At 73.7% G+C, this 18,703-nt stretch carries 14 protein-coding genes and 1 pseudogene; 6 read left to right on the top strand and 9 right to left on the bottom strand.

Going from position 1 to position 18,703, the window contains the following annotated elements; translation table 11 throughout:
* Positions 1-9: 9 nt before the first annotated feature.
* Complete coding sequence (locus ACWEPX_RS20415; RefSeq protein WP_451898768.1) at positions 10-5,235, bottom strand: type I polyketide synthase; 5,226 nt, start codon at positions 5,233-5,235, stop codon at positions 10-12.
* 114 nt (positions 5,236-5,349) lie between these two features.
* Complete coding sequence (locus tag ACWEPX_RS20410; protein WP_451898767.1) at positions 5,350-6,810, bottom strand: multicopper oxidase family protein; 1,461 nt, start codon at positions 6,808-6,810, stop codon at positions 5,350-5,352.
* A 175-nt stretch (positions 6,811-6,985) separates the two neighbouring features.
* Between ACWEPX_RS20410 and ACWEPX_RS20405 the strand changes: the two genes are divergently transcribed.
* Together ACWEPX_RS20405 and ACWEPX_RS20400 are read left to right on the top strand one after the other, a co-directional pair.
* Positions 6,986-8,164, top strand: coding sequence for an acyl-CoA dehydrogenase family protein (locus ACWEPX_RS20405; protein WP_451898766.1), 1,179 nt, complete (start codon positions 6,986-6,988; stop codon positions 8,162-8,164).
* Positions 8,165-8,173: 9 nt separating this feature from the next.
* Positions 8,174-8,611, top strand: a complete 438-nt coding sequence (locus ACWEPX_RS20400) for an SgcJ/EcaC family oxidoreductase (RefSeq protein WP_451898765.1) — start codon at positions 8,174-8,176, stop codon at positions 8,609-8,611.
* A gap of 226 nt (positions 8,612-8,837) precedes the next feature.
* On the opposite strand, the gene aroF is transcribed toward ACWEPX_RS20400, so the two are convergent.
* Together aroF and ACWEPX_RS20390 are read right to left on the bottom strand one after the other, a co-directional pair.
* Positions 8,838-9,875, bottom strand: a complete 1,038-nt coding sequence (gene aroF, locus ACWEPX_RS20395) for a 3-deoxy-7-phosphoheptulonate synthase (RefSeq protein WP_451898764.1) — start codon at positions 9,873-9,875, stop codon at positions 8,838-8,840.
* 281 nt (positions 9,876-10,156) lie between these two features.
* Complete coding sequence (locus ACWEPX_RS20390; protein WP_451898829.1) at positions 10,157-11,689, bottom strand: acyl-CoA carboxylase subunit beta; 1,533 nt, start codon at positions 11,687-11,689, stop codon at positions 10,157-10,159.
* Between the two features lie 226 nt (positions 11,690-11,915).
* On the opposite strand from ACWEPX_RS20390, the pseudogene ACWEPX_RS20385 reads away from it, so the two are divergent.
* A pseudogene (locus ACWEPX_RS20385) lies at positions 11,916-12,158 on the top strand (YciI family protein); the annotation flags it as partial.
* 121 nt (positions 12,159-12,279) lie between these two features.
* A complete protein-coding gene (locus ACWEPX_RS20380) occupies positions 12,280-13,458 on the top strand; it encodes an RNA polymerase sigma factor (protein WP_451898763.1) in 1,179 nt (392 codons plus the stop codon).
* A gap of 320 nt (positions 13,459-13,778) precedes the next feature.
* Here the strand turns inward: ACWEPX_RS20380 and ACWEPX_RS20375 are convergent, their stop codons facing one another.
* Both ACWEPX_RS20375 and ACWEPX_RS20370 read right to left on the bottom strand, forming a co-directional pair.
* On the bottom strand, positions 13,779-14,405 hold the full coding sequence (locus ACWEPX_RS20375) for a hypothetical protein (protein ID WP_451898762.1): 627 nt from the start codon (positions 14,403-14,405) through the stop codon (positions 13,779-13,781).
* Positions 14,406-14,638: 233 nt separating this feature from the next.
* The gene (locus tag ACWEPX_RS20370; RefSeq protein WP_451898761.1) at positions 14,639-15,001 is read right to left on the bottom strand and encodes an STAS domain-containing protein; all 363 of its coding nucleotides are present in this window, start codon (positions 14,999-15,001) and stop codon (positions 14,639-14,641) included.
* A gap of 190 nt (positions 15,002-15,191) precedes the next feature.
* Here ACWEPX_RS20370 and ACWEPX_RS20365 point away from each other — a divergent pair, with 190 nt between their 5' ends.
* On the top strand, positions 15,192-15,866 hold the full coding sequence (locus ACWEPX_RS20365; protein WP_451898760.1) for a Pr6Pr family membrane protein: 675 nt from the start codon (positions 15,192-15,194) through the stop codon (positions 15,864-15,866).
* Here ACWEPX_RS20365 and ACWEPX_RS20360 read toward each other — a convergent pair.
* Together ACWEPX_RS20360 and ACWEPX_RS20355 are read right to left on the bottom strand one after the other, a co-directional pair.
* Positions 15,796-16,257, bottom strand: a complete 462-nt coding sequence (locus ACWEPX_RS20360; protein WP_451898759.1) for a PPOX class F420-dependent oxidoreductase — start codon at positions 16,255-16,257, stop codon at positions 15,796-15,798. The two genes, ACWEPX_RS20365 and ACWEPX_RS20360, sit on opposite strands and share 71 nt — an antisense overlap.
* Positions 16,254-17,249: an SMP-30/gluconolactonase/LRE family protein gene (locus ACWEPX_RS20355; RefSeq protein ID WP_451898758.1), complete on the bottom strand. Its 996-nt coding sequence runs from the start codon at positions 17,247-17,249 to the stop codon at positions 16,254-16,256. Before ACWEPX_RS20355 ends, ACWEPX_RS20360 begins: the two co-directional genes overlap by 4 nt.
* Positions 17,250-17,377: 128 nt before the next feature.
* On the opposite strand from ACWEPX_RS20355, the gene ACWEPX_RS20350 reads away from it, so the two are divergent.
* Entirely contained in the window at positions 17,378-17,749 is a 372-nt protein-coding gene (locus ACWEPX_RS20350) for a hypothetical protein (protein ID WP_451898757.1), read from the top strand.
* Here the strand turns inward: ACWEPX_RS20350 and ACWEPX_RS20345 are convergent, their stop codons facing one another.
* Entirely contained in the window at positions 17,750-18,658 is a 909-nt protein-coding gene (locus ACWEPX_RS20345) for an NADP-dependent oxidoreductase (RefSeq protein WP_451898756.1), read from the bottom strand.
* Between the last annotated feature and the right edge of the window lie 45 nt (positions 18,659-18,703).

Here is an 18,703-nt window from a genome sequence, read left to right as displayed (position 1 = left end):
GCTTCCCTCTCAGGTGGTCAGCAGGCCGTCCACGAACTCGGCGAGCTGGGCTGCCGTGGGGTGGTCGAAGGCGACCGCCGCGGGCAGCGGGATGGCGAAGGCGGCCTCCAGCGCGTTCTTCAGCTCCACCGCGACCAGCGAGTCCAAGCCGAGCCGGGCGAACTTCGTCCGGGGGCCCACCTCGTCGGCGTCGGGGAAGCGCAGCACCTCGGCGACCTTGACCCGGATGAAGTCCTCCAGGGCCGCCCTGCGCTGCTCGGCAGGCAGGGCGAGCAGCGCGGGCAGGTCCACCTGCGCGCCGGTCGCGCCGCCGTCGGCCTTGGCCAGCGACTCGAACATCGGGTCGGAGCCCCAGTCGGCCGCGCCCGCGGTCACCGAGACCGCTGGCGAGCCGAGCAGGGCGGCGAAGGTGCGCATGGCCTTGGCGGGCGCGACGGCGTGCAGCCCGTCCTGGGCCGCGCCGATCGGGCCCCACGCGATGTTCAGCGCGGGCAGCCCGGCCGTGGCCCGGCGGTGGGCCAGGTGGTCGAGGGCCTCGTCGGCGGCGTTGGGCTCGATGCCCGCCAGCGCCGCCAGGCGCGAGTAGGTGACGAAGAAGTCCACCTGCGGGAACGCCTCGTGCAGCGTCCAGGCCAGGTCGGGGTCGGTGGCGGCGTGGACGACGCCCGCCACCGGGGGCCGCTCGGCCAGCCCGGCCAAGTCCGGTCCGTGCGTGCTGACCTCGGCGTCCAACTCGGCGACGGGACCGGGGCCGACCAGGGCGAGGTGGCGCGCGCCGAGGGCGACCAGCTTCTCAGCCGTGCGGGCGCCCAGCTCGGTGTCCGCGCCGGTGATCACGTAGGTGCGGTCCGGCCGGACGGCGACGGGGCGGGTGGGCCGCTGGTCGAACACCAGGACCAGCTTGCCGACGTTGGCGCCGCGGCTGAGGACGCCGAACGCCTCCTCCACCTCGTCGAGGCTGTAGGCCGTCGTGGTGACCGGGTCGAGGCCGCCGTCGGCCAGCCGGGTGGCCACGTCGGTCATGATCTCCTTGTTGATCCGCACGACCTCGTCGGCAGGCAGCTCGCTGAAGTCGAAGTTGTGGTACTCCACGTGCGGGAACTCGGCCGCCACCTGCGCGGTCGACCACACCCCGACCTTGCCCAGCTCGATGAACCGGCCACCGGGGGCCAGCGTCCGCAGCCCGGCCGGGATGAACTCCTTGTTCAGGCTGTTGAGCACGATGTCGACGCCGCCGGGGATCTGGTCGGCGAAGTCCAGGGTGCGCGAGTTCATCAGGTGCTCCACGCCCTGGGCGGCCAGGACGGGCCACTTGTGCGGGCTCGCCGTGGCGTAGACCTGCGCGCCTGCAGCCTTGGCCAGCTGCACCGCGGCCTGGCCGACGCCACCGGCGGCGGCGTGGATGAGCACGCGGTCGCCCGCCTTCATCCTCGCCAGGTGGTGCAGGGCGTAGTGGGCGGTCACGTAGGCCGACGCCTGGCCCGCGGCCTCGGTCCAGCTCAGCCGGGCGGGCTTGGGCACCGCCGTGGCCGAGGGGACGGTCACCCGCCTGGCCATCAGCCCGGAGTAGTTGACGATCACCTCGTCGCCCGGCTCGAAGGTGGCCGTGGGGCCGGCGGCGAGCACGGTGCCTGCGCACTCGAAGCCCAACGGCTGCGCGGTGTACTCCGCGCCCGTGCTCTCGGCGTGCTGCTTGAGCATGCCCAGGGCGTTGAGGACGTCCTTGAAGTTCAGCCCGGCGGCCTGCACCTGGACCTGGATGTCCGAGCCCGAGGGCAGCTCGTCGGGCACCGGCAGCGGCTTGATGTCGGCGAAGCGGCCGTGCTCGGTGATGGTCAGCGCCAGGTTGGCGTCGGTCGGCTGCGGCGCGGGCAGGAGCCTGCGCACGTAGCGGTGGCCGTCGCGGTAGGCGATGCGGGTCTCGCCGGTGTCGCGGACCCATTCCTGGGCGAACGCCGGGTCGCCGCCCGGGGGCAGGTCGACCAGGATGCCCGGGGCGTCCTCGCCCCAGATGCCCGCGGGGGCGGACAGGGTGTCGCCCGGCAGCCACTGGGCGCGCTCGGTGATGATCCACAGCCGCTTGCCGTCGACGGCGGGCGGCGGGCCGGGGCGGTGGAACCAGCAGACGTCGGTGACGCCGTCGGCCAGCTCGTCCCCGGTGGAGAGCTGGACGCCCAGCTCCTTGGCCCGCTCGGCGTACACCGCGGCGTCGCCGCCGATGAACTGCACGTGGCGGGGCTCGTCGGTGGCGGGCGGGAGCTGCGAGCGCTTCACCCAGACCCGGCGGTGCAGGAAACCGGGCCCGGCCGCCAGCCGCTTGAAGCCCAAGCCGCGCAGCTCGACTACGGGCTCGTCGTCCTCCAGCACCAGCAGGTCGGCCGTGCGGTCGTCCTCGCCGTCGGTCAGGCGCAGCAGCACCCGCAGGTCCTCGGACTTCGGCTTCTTGAACAGCCGCAGCTCGCCGAAGCGCACCGGCAGGTAGTTGTGGCCGTCGTCGATCAGCGGGGCGATGGTGTGCAGGGCGCCGTCGAGCACCGGGGGCGGCAGGAACTCCATCCCGGTGGTCCGCTCGCCGCGCAGGTCGCCGACGGCGAAGTCGGCGCCGAACTGGAAGGCCGCCCGGATGCGCTGGAAGGCCGGGCCGTAGCCCATGCCGACCGCGGCGAAGTCCGGGTACAGCTCCTCGGTCTCGCGCACGTCGTCGGCCTGCCCGCAGGCCGCGGCGCGGGCCCGCAGGTCGCGGCCGGGCGGGCCGGGGTCGGCGTGGTGGCGCGGACCGCCGAGCATGGCGGTGGCGTGCACGCGCTCCACCCCGCCGTCGAGCACGCTGACGATCTCGACCGCGCCCGCGTGGCAGAGCCGGGTGCGGATCTCGGTCTGCTCGGCGACGAACAGCGGTTCGCGGATGCGGACCTCGGTGAGCGTGCGGCCCGCGTCGCCGAACACCGCGTCCTGCAGCGCCAGCAGGATCTCCACGTAACCGGCCCCCGGGAACACGATCTGCCCGCCGACCACGTGGTCGGCCAGGTAGGCGGGGTGGTCGGGGCTGATGACGGCGCGGAACTCCCGGCCCTGCGGCCAGTCCGCCTCGACGCCCAGCAGGGGGTGGTGCTGGGCGTCGAGGCGGGGGGCGGGGGCGGGCAGCCAGAAGCGCTTGCGGTCGAAGGCGTAGGTCGGCAGCGCGGTCTTGGCCCGTTCCCGGCCCCGGTAGAAGCCCGCCCAGCGGACGGCGGCCCCCTGGCGGTACAGCTCGGCCAGGGCGTGCAGGTGCGCGTCGTCGCCGCCGCGGCAGGGCAGGCGGCCGGGGTCGCCGGTGGGCGGCCCCAGCTCCAGCAGGACGTGGGCGCCGCGGCGCTCCACCGCGGTCAGCGCGGCGGCGAAGTCCGGGGTCTCGACGGCCTGCCTGCGCCAGTAGTCCGGCTTGGTGATCTCGCCGCGGCGGGCGACCTTGCCCGAGAGGGCGGCGACGAACGCCAGCGTGGTCTCGCCGAAGCGGACCCCGTCGACGTCGCCCGCGACGACCTTGGCGGCGTCGGCCACGGTGAACAGGCCCGAGACGGTGGCGGCGACGATCTCGCCGGTCCCCCGGCCGACCATGATCCCGGGTTTGACGCCCCAGGACAGCCAGAGCTGGGCGAGGGCGTACTGGGTGGTGAACAGCCTGCCGTGGCCCGCGCGCTCGCACTCCTCGGCGGCGGCGCGGTAGACGGGGAAGGCGCGCAGCACCGCGTCGTCATCATCGGCGGGGACGGCGTCGTCGAACAGGAAGGCGACCTTGGGGGTCTCGTCCGGGCCGTCGTCGGGCTCCTGGGCGAGCAGGGCGCGCAGGTCGTCGTGGGTGCGGACGACGCCTGCGACGCGCAGCTTGAAGTGGGCGCGGCCGACGGCGGCGGTGTAGCACAGGTCGGCGAGGTCGCCGTCGAGGTCGCGGTGGCGCTCGACCTGGGCGCGCAGGGCCCGCCGGTTCTTCGCCGACAGGGTGAACACGTGCGCGCCGTCGTCCGCGGCGTGCTCGGGGCGGGCGGGCGCCTGCTCCACCACGGCGGTGGCGATGGCCCCGCCGAAGCCGAAGCTGTTGACCAGGGCGCGGCGCTGCTCGGCCTGCCAGTCCTGGGCGGCGGTGGGCACGGTGATCGGGTAGCGGTCCCAGGGGATGCGCGCCGAGGGCGTCTCGAAGTTCAGGTGGGCGAAGATCTGCCCGGCGCGGATCTGGAGCACCGCCTTGACCAGGCCGACCAGCCCGGCGGCCGGTTCGAGGTGGCCGACGTTGGTCTTCACCGAGCCCACGGCGACCGCGCTGGTGAACACGTCGGCGATGGCGCCCAGCTCGATCGGGTCGCCCAGCGGGGTGCCCAGGCCGTGCGCCTCGACGTAGGAGACGTCGGCGGGGTCGAGCCGGGCGTCGGCGAGGGCGGCGCGGATGACCCGCTCCTGGGCCGCGCCGTTGGGCACCGAGATGCCGGGGCCGTCGCCGTCCTGCCCGACGGCGGTGCCGCGCACGACCGCCAGGACGCGGTCGCCGTCGCGCTGGGCGTCGACCAGCCGCTTGAGGACGATGGCGGCCGCGCCCTCGGCCCGGACGTAGCCGTCGGCGGCGTCGTCGAACGCCTTGACCCGGCCGTCGGCGGAGAGCACGTTGGCGGCCTTGAGGATGGCGCTGGGTCGGGGGCTGTGCAGGGTGTTGGCCGCCGCGCACAGGGCGATGTCGCACTCGCGCCTGCGCAGGCCGACGATCGCCTGGTGCAGGGCGGTGAGCGAGGACGCGCCCGCGGCGTCGACGGTCATGCTGGGGCCGCGCCAGTCCAGGAAGTACGACAGCCTGCCCGACAGCGCGAACGGGGTGATCCCCGCGGCGAGCGCGCCGTCGAGGTCCTCCTCGCGCAGGCGGTCGATCTCCAGGGCGTAGTCGGAGGTGCCCGAGCCGACGTAGACCCCGCCGTTGCCGCCGCGGGTGCCGGTGGGGTCGATGGCGGCGTTCTCCAGCGCCTCCCACACCGTCTCCAGCAGCAGCCGGTGGGTGGGGTCGGTGTACTGGGCCTCGACCGGGGTCAGGCCGAAGAACGCCGCGTCGAACTCGTCGATGCGGTCGAGGTAGCCGCCCGCCTGGCCGTCCCTGGTGGTGATGCCGCTGCCGCCGCCGCGCAGGAACTCGGCGAACTCCTCCGGCGTCCGGCTGCCGCCGGGGGTCCGCAGACCGATCCCCACGATGGCCACGGGCTCGTGCGCTGCCGCCATGATCTTGTCCTCCCGGCTCGCTCGAATGCCACCCAAGCAGCCGGATCTGACAGAGCTCTGACACCGCGGGCACGCGGCCAGGGGCCGCCCGCTCCCCGGCGGGCGGCCGCGGGGTCAGGCGACGATCTCCATCGTGGCCATCATGCCCAGGGACGAGTGCTTCAGGAAGTGGCAGTGGAACATGTACTTGCCCAGGTGCTCGGTGGCGAAGTGGGCTTGCACCTGCACCGTCTCGCCGGGGGCGAGGGCGACGGTGTCCTTGCGCCCGAAGTCGTCAGGACCTGGCGCGCCGCCGTTGCGGGACAGCACGGTGAACTGCACGAGGTGCATGTGGAAGTTGTGCGCGATCGCAGGCTCGATGTCGGCGTTGTGGACGGTCCACACCTCGGTGCTGCCGCGCTTGACCTGGAAGTCGACGCGGACCGGGTCGAAGGGCTTGCCGTTGACCACGCCGACCGCCGCGCCGCTGCTGCGGTCGAAGGCCAGGACGACGTCGCGGTGCACCGTCGCGGCGGGCAGGGCGGGCAGCTCGCGCAGGGTGCCCGGGACGCGGCTGCGGTCGGCCGCCGGGTGGGTGACGTCGAAGCGCAGGACCGGGCCGCCCTCGTGGTGCAGGACCACCTGGGCGCCGACGGCGTAGCGGGCGAAGTCGACCACGACCTCCACCCGCTCGCCGGAGCTGATGGACACCTCGGTGCGGGCGACCGGGGCGGGCAGCAGGCCGCCGTCGGAGGCGATCTGCAGCAGCTCGTCGCCCTCGCCGAGGCTGAGCTTGAACGAGCGCTCGGTGGCGGCGTTGATCAGCCGGAGGCGGTACTTGCGGGCGGCGACCGGGAAGTGCGGAACCGGGACGCCGTTGGCCAGGATGACATCGCGGTCGCGGGGGTTGCCGCCGAAGACGAGGTTCCCGCTCGGGTCGAACAGCGCGTCGCGCAGGGTGATGGGGACGTCGTGCGGACCGGACGGCAGGTTGAGGGATCGCTCGGCCGGGTCCTCGATGATGTACGCGCCGTGCAGTCCTCTGTAGACGTTCTCGGCCTCGGTGTGGTGGCTGTGGTCGTGGTACCACAGGGTCGCGCCCTGCTGCGTGTTCGGGTAAAGGTAGGCGCGGGTCTGCTCCGGGAGGATGACGTCCATCGGGTGGCCGTCGTGCTCGGGGGCGACGTGGCCGCCGTGCAGGTGGACGTTGGCCGGGGAGGCCGCCTGGTTGGCGACGGTGACGATGGTGCGCCTGCCCGCCTTCGCCCGGATCGTGGGGCCGGGGAAGGCGCCGCCGAAGGTGAGCACCGGGGTCGGCAGGCCGGGGAGGATCTCCACGGTCCGGGGGACCACCGGGAGGTGGTACAGGTCGGCGGCCGCGCTCCTGGCCACCGGCGCGAGGTCGGGGACCACCGGCATCCGGGCGGCGAAGAGCGGGAACGGCGGCGAGGCCAGCACCCCTGCCGCGGACTCGCTGTGGTCGTGCAGGTCCGAGCCGGGCGCGGCGGCCAGGAGGGATGCGCGCCAGCCGTAGGACAGGAGCAGGGCCGCGCCCGCTCCCCCGCCGACGGCCAGCAGCTTGCGGCGGTTCAGCATCGACTACCCCCACATCGGATTCCTCACCACCGCACATCGTCCGCCCGCCGCGGGGATCGCGCGTCTTCTGCGATGCCGTCCCCGGCGCAACCCCGCACAGCCGAAGGTGCCCGGCGCGATCCCGCGGTGCGACCGTACGACAGGGATTCCCTAGTGCGCGTAGGAGGAAAGGCGAATGACGACCGAGGTTCCGACGCGAGAGGAACTTGTCCAACGCGCTGCCAAGCTGGCGCCGTTGCTGCAGAAGCACGCGGGGTGGGCGGAGGAGAACCGGCGCCTGCACGACGAGGTGGTCGAGGCGCTGGCCGACGCCGAGCTGTTCAAGCTGCGCAGGCCGAAGCGCTACGGCGGGTTCGAGGCCGACACCCGCACCCTGGTCGACGTGGCCGCCGAACTGGGCCGCGGCGACGGGTCGGCGTCGTGGGTGTCGTCGGTCTACACCATCCCGGGCTGGATGGCCTGCCTGTTCCCCGACGAGGTCCAGGACGAGGTGTTCTCCACCCCCGACACCCGCATCTGCGGCACGCTGAGCCCGTCGGCGATGGCCGCGCCCGCCGACGGCGGCATCGTGGTCACCGGCAAGTGGCAGTTCATCAGCGGCGCGCACCACGCGCACTGGCAGGAGATCATCGCGATCTTCATGCCGCCGGAGGGCGAGCCCTACCCGGTCATGGCGCTGGTGCCGATGTCGGACCTGCTGGTCGTCGACGACTGGTACACCTCCGGGCTCAAGGGCACCGGCAGCGTGAGCACCGTGGCCAAGGACCTGTTCATCCCGCAGCAGCGCGTGGTGCCGCTGCCCGCGGTGCTGCAGGGCCAGTCGGCCTCGCAGGGCAACGCCGACTCGGTGATCTACAACGCGCCGCTGCTGCCGGTGGCCGCCGCGTCGTCGGTGGGCACCGTGCTGGGCATGGGCCGCGGAGCGCGGGACGCCTTCCTGCGCAGGCTGCCCAACCGCAAGATCACCTACACCGCCTACGAGAGCCAGCGCGAGGCGCCGCTGACCCACCTGCAGGTGGCCGAGGCGACCATGAAGCTGGACCAGGCCGAGTTCCACGCCCACCGGCTCACCGACCTCGTCGACGGCAAGTGCGTCGACGGCACCGAGTGGAAGCTGGAGGAGCGCGCCCGCGCCCGCGCCGACCTCGGCGCCGTGGTCCGGCTGTCGAAGGAGGCGGTGGACATCTTCGCCACCGCCAGCGGCGGGTCGTCGATCTACACCGACATCCCGATCCAGCGCTTCGCCAGGGACGTCGCCGCGGTCAACCTGCACGCGCTGATGCACCCCAACACCAACGCCGAGCTGTACGGCCGGGTCCTCTGCGGCCTCGAACCCAACACGCTCTACATCTGAGGGAGAACCATGACCACGCTCTCCGACGGCGACAAGGTCGCCATCGCCTCGCTGACCCAGAAGGTCCTCGCCTCCTGGGCCTACCACGACGCGGAGACCTTCGCGAGCGTGTTCACCGAGGAAGGCACCATGACGCTGCCCGGCGTGCACCTCAAGGGCAAGGAGCAGGTGCGCGACTACCTCGTGGCCGCGTTCAAGGGCGTCTACAAGGGCACCCAGGTGGCGGGCAAGCCGATCGACCTGCGCCCGCTGGGCCCGGACGCGGCCGTGCTGATCTCCCTGGGCGGCATCCTGGAGAAGGGCGAGTCCGAGGTCGCCCCGCACTCGGAGGTCCGCGCCGCGTGGATCGTCGCCCGCGAGAACGGCCAGTGGAAGGTGGCGGCGTACATGAACACCCCGCTGCACGCCGAGGGCTTCATCGCCAAGACCGAGCCCTGGGCCGCCTGACCGCAGGCGCTGGCGAACGCCGGAGCACCGTTGGGTGCTCCGGCGTTTCCCGTTGCGCGGCAAGCGTTTGCTCCGATGACGAATTCACTATGGACCGCTTCCCGGTTCACTTACCCGTGACCGGCCCGACTCCTATCCTTGGGGTAGATGTTCGCCCCCCGGCAAACACCGCCCGCCGCGGACGTCGTCGCGGCGGGCGGTGTTCACCAGGAGGCGGGCATGCGGCCTACCCCGCCAACCGCCCGTACCGCGACGGCTCCCGGCCCATCACCGACGAGAACGTGGCGATCGTGCGGGAGAGCTCGACGAGGTCGGCGCCGACGAGGGCCTGCGGGCCGTCGCACAGCGCCGTCTCCGGGTGCGGGTGGACGTCGACGATCAGCCCGTCGGCCCCCGCGGCCAGCCCGGCCCGGCTGAGCGGGAGCACGAGGTCGCGGCGGCCGCCGGAGTGCGACGGATCGACGATCACCGGGAGGTGCGACAGGTGCTGCACGACCGGCACGGCGGCGACGTCGAGGGTGTTGCGCGTCGCGGTCTCGTAGGTGCGGATCCCGCGCTCGCACAGCACGATGTCGAGGTTGCCGCGCTGGGCGATGTACTCGGCGGCGAGCAGCCACTCCTCGATCGTCGCGGTCATGCCGCGCTTGAGCATCACCGGCTTGCCCGCCGCGCCGACGGCCTGCAGCAGCGGGAAGTTCTGCATGTTCCGGGTGCCCACCTGCAGCATGTCGGCGTGCTCGGCGACCACGTCGACATCGCTGGCCGCGACGACCTCGGTCACCACCGGCAGGCCGGTCTCGGCGCGCACGTCGGCCAGGATGCGCAGCCCCTCCACGCCCAGGCCCTGGAAGGCGTAGGGGGACGTGCGGGGCTTGTAGGCCCCGCCGCGCAGCAGCGTGGCGCCCGCGACCCGGGCCATCCGCGCGGCGGCGAGCGTCTGCTCCGGGGTCTCCACCGCGCACGGCCCGGCGATGAGGGTGAGGCTGTCGGGCCCGATGGGGACCCCGCCGACCTCGACCACCGACCGCGCGGTGTGGTGCTCGCGGCTGACCAGCTTGTACCCGGAGGTGATCCGCTTCACCTTGGCGACCCCGGGCAGCGCGGCCAGGCCGAGCGAGGCGAACCGGTCGACCTCGCCGACCAGGCCGATGATGACCCGGGCGACGCCGCGGCTGACGAACGCCTGTCCGCCCTCGGCCTCCACCCGGGCCACGACCTCGGCGACTTGGGCCTGCGTCGCATCCGGCGACATCACGATGACCATGAGCGCGTTTCCTTTCCTCGTCCGCGGTCCTGGCCAGGCAGGCCGCGCGATCGGGGCGGAGCGCGGCGGCGCCCCGCTGGTGCGGGTGCCCGGCCCCGGGTGGGCAGGCACGGTGGGCGCAGCGGACCGCGGGGCGGTCCCTGGCCGGGGGCTTGCTGGGTAGGGCGGCGGTGGGGGTGGCCTGCGGTCATCGCCTCCTCGACAGCGGGGCCGCGGCGGGGCGCGGACGTCGGGGGTCGCCCGGCCGCGCCGGGGGCGCGGCCGGGGCGGTCGGGGGCGCGCTACAGCGGGATGTTCCCGTGCTTGCGCCGGGGGGCCTGCCTGCGCTTGTGGCGCAGCATCGCCAGCCCGCGGGCCACGGCGGCCCGGGTCCGCACCGGGTCGATGACGTCGTCGACCAGGCCGCGCTCGGCGGCGTAAAGCGGGTACATCAGCGTGTCCCGGTACTCCTGGATCAGCTCGGCGCGCAGGTCGTCTGGGTCGGCCGCGGCGGCGAGCCGCTTGCGGTGCAGGACGTTGACCGCGCCCTCGGCGCCCATCACGGCGATCTCGTTGGTGGGCCAGGCCAGCGACAGGTCGGTGCCGACGCTGCGGGAGTCCATCACGATGTAGGCGCCGCCGTACGCCTTGCGCACGATCACCTGCACCCGCGGGACCGACGCCTCGCAGTAGGCGTAGAGCAGCTTCGCGCCGTGGCGGATGATCCCGCCGTGCTCCTGCTCGGTGCCGGGCAGGAAGCCGGGCACGTCGACCAGCGTCACCAGGGGGATGTTGAAGGCGTCGCAGAAGCGGACGAACCGGGCGGCCTTCTGGGCGCCCGGGCTGTCCAGCACGCCCGCGAACACCATCGGCTGGTTGCCGACCACGCCGACGACCTCGCCGTCGATGCGGCCCAGCGCGCAGACGACGTTGGCGGCCCAGTTCTCGTGGACCTCGATGTACTCGCCGTCGTCGACCAGCTCGGCCAGCACCTCGCGCATGTCGTAGGGCTGGTTGGGCTCGGTGGGGACGATCTCGGCCAGCCGGGGCCGCTCGTCGGTGGTGGCGCCGCGGGCGGGCAGCGCCGGGGCGGGTTCGAGGTTGTTCGACGGCAGCAGCGAGATCAGGTACCGCACGTCGTGCAGGCAGCTCTCCTCGTCGTCGTGGACGAAGGCGGCCACCCCGGAGCGGGAGCCGTGCACGTCGGCGCCGCCGAGCTCGTCGTGGCTGACCTCCTCGCCGGTGACGGTCTGCACCACGTCCGGCCCGGTCAGGTACATCTGCGCGGTGTCGCGGACCATGAAGGTGAAGTCGGCCAGGGCGGGCGAGTAGGCCGCGCCGCCCGCGCACGGGCCGAGGATCACGCTGATCTGCGGGATCACCCCGGACGCCTCGACGTGGCGGCGGAAGATGCCGCCGTAGCCGTCGAGGGAGAGCGCGCCCTCCTGGATGCGCGCCCCGCCGCTGTCGTTGAGCCCGATCAGCGGCGCGCCCGCGGCCAGCGCCAGGTCCATCACCTTGTGGATCTTGGCGGCGTGCGCGGCGCCGAGCGAGCCGCCGAAGCGGGTGAAGTCCTGGGCGTAGACGAACACGCGGCGGCCGTCGACCGTGCCGGAGCCCGCGACCACGCCGTCGGTGTGCGGGCGGTTGTCCTCGATGCCGAACCCGCGCGCCTGGTGCGTGCGGTACATCTCCAGCTCGACGAAGGAGTCCTCGTCCAGCAGCAGGTCGATGCGCTCGCGGGCGGTGCGCTTGCCGAGTGCGTGCTGACGGCTCGGGTCGCCCGCCTCGACCTGCTCGCGCAGCTCGGCGAGCTGGGAGCGCAGCAGCCACATCGGCCGCGGCCGGGCGGCCTTGCGCTCCTTGGCGGTGCGCGCCCGCGCCCGCGGGTACTCCGACTCGGCGGCCGTCATGTGCTACCTCCCCAACGTCCCGGTCAACCCTCACACAGCGTGCTGTGCCGCTCATCCTTCGGATTGCCGTGCACCCGATTCGCGCACGGATGTCGAAACGCGCGCGGCGGCTCCGACCGCTGGGTGACCGACCTGATAGGGAGACACCATGAAGTTCCTGCTCATGCTCCACATGAACCCGTCCGTGTGGGACTCGCTGGCCGAGGACGAGCGCCAGGCCATCATGAACGGCCACGACGGGTTCATCACCGCGATCCGCGAGTCCGGGGAGTTCATCAACACCCAGGCGCTGGCGGACCCGTCGACGGCCACTGTGGTCCGCGTGCGCGACGGGGCGCCGGTGGTCAGCGACGGGCCCTACATCGAGGCCAAGGAGTTCCTGGCCGGGTACTACCTGGTCGACTGCGAGAGCCGGGCGCGCGCCGAGGAGCTGGCCGCGATGATCCCGACGCCGCCGTGCCCGGCCTGGGCGTGGAGGTCCGGCAGATCATGTTCGACGCCGGAATGGAGATGTGACCGGGTTCGCGGAGGACCTGCGGGCGCTGGCCCCGCAGGTCCTCGCGGCCCTGGTGCGCAGGCACGGCCAGTTCGACGCCTGCGAGGACGCCGTGCAGGAGGCCCTGCTGGCCGCGGTGGCCCAGTGGCCGGGCTCCGGCGTGCCCGACGACCCGCGCGCGTGGTTGCTCACCGTGGCGACGCGGCGGCTGACGGACATGTGGCGCAGCGAGTCGGCCCGCCGCAGGCGCGAGGAGGCCGACGCGCTGCGGACCGTCGTGGCCGAACCGTCGCCGGTGGACGACACGCTGCAGCTGCTCTTCCTGTGCTGCCACCCGGACCTGTCGCCGCCGTCGCAGGTGGCGCTGACGCTGCGCGCGGTGGGCGGGCTGACCACCGCCCAGATCGCCCGGGCGTTCCTGGTGCCGGAGGCGACGATGGCCCAGCGGATCAGCCGCGCGAAGGCGAAGGTCCGCGGCGGGTTCTCGGTGGACGGCCGCGCGCTGCCCGCGGTGCTCCAGGTGCTGTACCTGATCTTCAACGAGGGCTACACCGCGGGCGCGGGCGCCGACCTGCTCAACACCGACCTGACCTCCGAGGCCATCCGCCTGACCCGGATGGCCCGGGCGGCCGCGGACGAGCCGGAGGTCACCGGGCTGCTGGCGCTGATGCTGCTGACCGACGCCCGCCGCGCGGCGCGCACCGCGGCCGACGGCGCGCTGGTGCCGCTGGCGGACCAGGACCGCGCGCTGTGGAACCGCGAGCAGATCGCGGAGGGGGTGCGCCTGGTGTCGGAGGCGCTGGCGGTCGGCCCGGTGGGGCCGTACCAGCTCCAGGCGGCGATCGCGGCCGTGCACGCGGAGGCGCCGTCGGCCGCGGACACCGATTGGCGCCAGATCGCCGTGCTGTACCAGATCCTGTCCCGCCTGGCCCCCAACCCGGTGGTCACGCTCAACCGCGCGGTGGCCGTCGCCATGACCGACGGCCCGGCCGCGGGCCTGGCCCTGCTGGACACGCTGGACGCCGACCCGCGCATGGCCCACCACCACCGCCTGCAGGCCGTGCGCGCCCACCTCCTGGAGATGGCGGGCGACCTGACCGCGGCGCGGGCGGCTTACCTCGCCGCCGCCCGGGCCACGGCCAGCGTGCCCGAGCAGCGCTACCTGACCTCCCGGGCCGACCAACTGCGCCCGTGACCGCGATCAGGGCGCGGCGACGGGTGCTTCAGCGGCCTGCTCGACCGCGGGCCCAACCCCAGCGGGCACGACCGCGATCAGGGCGCGGCCACCGGCGCTTCGGCAGCCTGCTCGACCACGGGCTCGACGGGAGCGGCCTCAACCGCAGCGGGCACGACCGCGATCAGGGCGCAGCGACGGGTGCTTCAGCGGCCTGCTCGACCGCGGGCCCAACCGCAGCGGGCACGACCGCGATCAGGGCGCAGCGACCGGCGCTTCGGCAGCCTGCTCCACCGCGGGCTCGACGGAAATAGGCTCAACCGCAGCGGGCTCGGCTGCGGTTAGGGCGCAGCGACGGGTGCTTCGGCAGCCTGCTCGACGGCGGGCTCGACGGGAGCAGGCTCGCCTGCGGCGGGATCGACCGCAGCAGGCTCAACGGCGGCGGGCTCGACGGCAGCAGGATCGGCCACAGCAGGATCGACCGCGGGGTCGACCGCGGGGTCGACCAGGGTCGGGTCGGTGGCGGTGGGCTCCTCGCCTGGGACGGTGACCACTGGTACCGGCTGCCATGCGGTGGCCGGTTGCGGGGCGCCCATCTCCGCCAGGAATGCCTCCATGATCGTGAGCAGCGAGTTGACCACGATCGCCATGCCCGGGGACGGGCGGTACGGGATCACCGGGTCGGCGGCCCTGAGCTGCGTGGCCAGGGCGTCGGCCTCGGCCGCGAGGTCGTGGGCGCGGTCGGAGCGGGCGACCGCGCGGGCGTCGGTGAGCGCGGGGTCGAGGTCGGCGAGCGCGCTGCTCAGGGCTGCGCCGTCGCCTGCGGCGGTGGCGGAGCCGATGCGGTCGTGCAGCGTCGCCAGGGTGGCGGTGGTCTCGGCGACCACCGGGGTCGTCGCGGTCGCCGATGTGGACAGCGCGACCGCCGCCGCGGCGGCCGTCGCGATCAGCGCGAGGTGTCGATTCATCGGTGTTCCTCTCCGGTTGCCCCTTTCACCGCTACCAGGCGCAATCGAAGTCCACCATATGATCACCGGCAGTGAGCGGACTCGGTTCATCGCTGCGCCGAGCGCCGTCCCGGTTCAGAGGTCGCGCGATCAGGGGCGAAAAGGGGACAATCCGTCACTTGCCGCCAGAATTGCGCGGACGGCGATAACCCGATCCGGGGTGATCGGGCGCGGACGGGCCAATAACGCGGCCGTTACCAGCGCGAGGCGACCAGCGGGCGCAGCGCGGTGTCCAGGTCCGGGCAGATCGAGACGATCTCGGGGACGCCCGTCAGGTGCAGCGTCCGCAGCACCGGCCCCGGCCGCACGGCGACGCGGAGCCTGCGCCCGCGGTGCAGGCAGTGGTAGTGCGCGCGGATCAGCAGCGGGGCGGTGCCGACGCTGAGGTAGCCGACGTCGGTCAGGTCGACCACGACGAGCGTCTTGGTCGAGTTCTCCCCGCACGCCTCCTCGACCTGCTCGCGCCAGGGCCGCTCGCCCGCCAGATCGATGCGCCCCCGGGCCACCACCACAACGGCGGAACGGGTCCGCCGGGTGGTCACGACCAAGGGCGTCACGAACTCCTCCTGCCGCACAAGGGGATTGCCCGGGCGCTCAACCGGGGTCTGCCGACTATAACGGAGAGATCACCGCCGGGGCGGCGACCACCCGTTCGCCAACCCGAATGCCACTCAAATCACACCCCTTTCGCCGAATTGCGCGCCCGCCGCGCGCGTTCGGTAACGCTCCCGGGATATGTTCACCCGCATGCACCGCGCATCCCGGTCCTGGTTCGGCCTGACCGCCCTGGTCGCGCTGGTCGGGCTGGGCGCGCAGACCTGGGTCGCGGCGACTACCGGCCCGTCCGAGACCGTGGCGGGGCGGGTCTTCACGATGCTCTGCTACTTCACGATCCAGTCCAACATCATCGTCTGCGCCACCCACGCGATGCTGGCGCGCGACCCCGACCGCGGCGGGTGGGTGTTCGCGGTGTTCCGGGTGGCCGGGCTGATCGGCATCATCGTGACCGGCCTCGTCTACCACGCGGTGCTGCGCGGGCTGTACGACCTGAGCGGCCTGGCGCACTTCGCCGACCTGCTGCTGCACACCGCGACCCCGCTGCTGACCGTCGCGGGCTGGCTGCTGTTCGGCCCGCGCGGGCGCATCAGCGCGACCACCGCCGCCGCAGCGCTGCTGTTCCCCGCGCTGTACCTGGTCCTCACGCTGGTCCGCGGGCCGATCGCGGAGTTCTACCCGTACCCGTTCATCGACGTCACCGAGCTCGGCTACGGCACCGTGCTGCTGAACAGCCTGGTCGTGGCGGCGCTGTTCCTGGCGCTGGCCCTCGGCGCGCTCGGCGTGGACCGGCTGCTCACCCGGCGGACAGCCGCGGCGGGAAGCCCCCGGACGCGATCGGCCCCCACCGGTCGATCTCGACCCTGATCAGGCACTTCCCCTGCCGCACCATCGCGGCCCGGTAGTCGTCCCAGTCCGGGTGCTCGCCGGAGACCGAGCGGTAGTAGTCGACCAGCGGCTCCAGCGCCGCGGGCAGGTCCAGCACCTCGGCGCGCCCGTCGACCTGCACGTACGGCCCGTTCCACTCGTCGGAGAGCACGCACGCCGAGACCTCGGGCCGCCGCCGGGCGTTGCGCGCCTTGGCCCGCTCCGGGTAGGTCGACACGACCAGCCGCCCGGCCGCGTCGACCCCGGCCGTCACCGGCGAGAGCTGCGGCGACCCGTCGACGCGGGTGGTCACCAGCAGGCACCGCGTGCGCCCGCGCAGGAAGGCGATCAGCTCGTCGCGGTCTGGCCGCCGCGCGCTGGCGATCCTCATCCCGGCTCCCCGGGCAGGTCGAAGAAGGCCACCGCCCGTTCCTCCAGGCTGCCCAGGTACACCCGCCCGCCGTGCTCGCGCACCCCGGTCACCATGTGGTAGCCGACGTAGGTGCCGTAGAAGTCGTGGACGAGCCTGCCGGTGCCCCCGTCGATGGCGCGGACCCACACGGCCTTCTTCTCGGCGGGCTGCAACCGCTCGGGCAGCCGCCACAGCGCCTTGCGCAGCACCGGCGGGGTACGCAGGAGCAGGTCGAGGCGCGGGTCGCGGGGGTTGGCGAAGGCGATCCAGACGTTGCCGTCGCTGCCGGTGGAGAGGTTGTCGGGGAAGCCGGGCAGGTTGTCGGCGAGCACGTCGAACTCCCCCGCCCGCGGCCCGGAGAGCCAGAGGCGGACGAGGCGGTACTCCCACATCTCGGCGAACACCACGGAGGACTCGTCGGGGGCGAGCGCGACGCCGTTGGGGAACTGCAGGCCGCTGCGCAGGACGTCGACGGTGCCGTCCGGGGTGCGGCGCAGGAAGCGGCCGGTGCCGGTGTGCTCCAGCAGGTCGGCCTTCCAGTGGTCCAGCTCGAAGCGCTGGGTGGAGTCGGTGAAGTAGATCGTGCCGTCGGCGGTGACCGCGGCGTTGTTGCAGACGTGCAGGCCCGGACCGCGCTCGACCAGCACCTCGATCGCGCCGGTGACCCGGTCGACGGCCAGCAGGCCGCGCTTGGCGTCGCACACCAGGAGCCTGCCGTCGGGCAGGTGCTCCAGCCCCAGCGGCCTGCCGCCGGTGTCGGCGATGGTGTCCAGCCGCCGCCCGTCGGAGGTCAGCCGCAGCACGCGCCCGTCGTCGACGCCGGTGTAGACGTTGCCCTTGTCGTCGACCAGGACGTCCTCGGCGCCGCTGCCGTTGACGTGCCAGACGGTCAGCTGCGGCAGGGCGGGGCGGGGCTTGCCGCCTGCTCGGGGCGCCTTCCAGACGACGGGCTCGATCGCGGGCCTGCGCATAGCGGCTCCTTCGGACTCGACGGCTCCCCCAACCATACGAGCGGCACCGGCACTTACCACCCGGGTAGCACCCGGCCCGCTCGCAACGATGCAGTTGAGTCCACCCCTGACGGCATCGGGAGAACGCCATGCACTTCGACCTCGACCACGTGGACCTGGCCATCGATCACGTCGTCAGCACCCGGGGCGCGCTCACCAACTACCCCCAGCTCGTCAGCGCCGCGGGGCTGCCCGCCGCCGGATCCGAGGCGATCGCCGAGTTCCTGACGCGGTTCCACCAACGCTGCGCCCAACGCGGCCTACCCCCGCTCGACGCGCTGGTCGTGCACGCGGCGGGGCCGCGCCGCGACTTCCCCGACGCGGCCTACTTCCGGCTCAACGGCCAGCCCGACCCGGTGGACCCGGCCACGCCGATCGCCGACAAGCGCGACGCCACCACGTTCTGGCTGCACCAGATCCAGACGTGCCAGCTGTGGGCGGCGCGCACCGGGCGCCGGTGATCAGGGCACGATGACGACCTTGCCCCGGCCGTGCCCGCGCTCGACGTCGGCGTGCGCGTCGGCGGCCGCGGCCAGCGGGTACGCGGCGCGGACGTGGAGGTCGAGCCCGCCGCGCGCGTGCAGGTCGGCCAGCGCGGCGAGCCGGGCCGCCGACCGCCTGCTGAACACCGCCCGCACCCCCAGCTCGGCGACCAGGTCGAAGGCCACCAGCGTGCCGATCCGGTCCCGGTCGGCCACCAGCTCGACCGAGGCCCGCAGCGCGTCGGCGCCCGCGGCGTCGAGCGCGGCGTGCACCCCGCCCGGTGCGGCCGCCCGCACCCGCTCGACCAGCCCGTCCCCGTAGGCGACCGGGATCGCGCCCAGCGCGCGCAGGTAGTCGTGGTTGGCCGGGCTCGCCGTCCCGACCACCGTCGCCCCCAGGTCCTTGGCCAGCTGCACGGCCACGGTCCCGACACCGCCCGCGGCGGCGTGCACGAGCAGCGTCTCGCCCGCGGACACCCGCAACTCCTCCAGTGCGGTGTGGGCCGTCTGCCCGCCCCCGGAGAGCCCGCCCGCCTGCTCGAAGGTCATGGTCGGCGGCTTGGCGACGATCTGGTCGACGCCGACCACGACGTGCTCGGCGTAGCAGGCCAGCACGGCGAAGCCGACCACCGCGTCGCCCGGGGCGAAGCCGGTGGCGCCCGGGCCGAGCCGGTCGACCTCGCCCGCGAACTCGTTGCCCAGGACCTGCGGGTGGCGGACCTCGACGCCGCGGGGCACGAAGCCCTGCCGCACGGCGATGTCGACCGGCTGCACCCCGGCCGCCCGCACCCGCACCCGGACCTGCCCGGGGCCGGGCTCCGGGTCGGGGAGGTCGACCAGCTCCAGCACCTCGGGGCCGCCTGCCGCGACGCACACGACCGCCTTCACCGCGGTCCGCCGTTCGTGGTGTTCTGCATGGTCCCGATCGTGCAA

The sequence above is a fragment of the Actinokineospora sp. NPDC004072 genome, assembly GCF_053604195.1.
The sequence above is the reverse complement of the archived record's forward strand: the minus strand, read 5'-3'. Positions and strand labels throughout refer to the sequence as shown.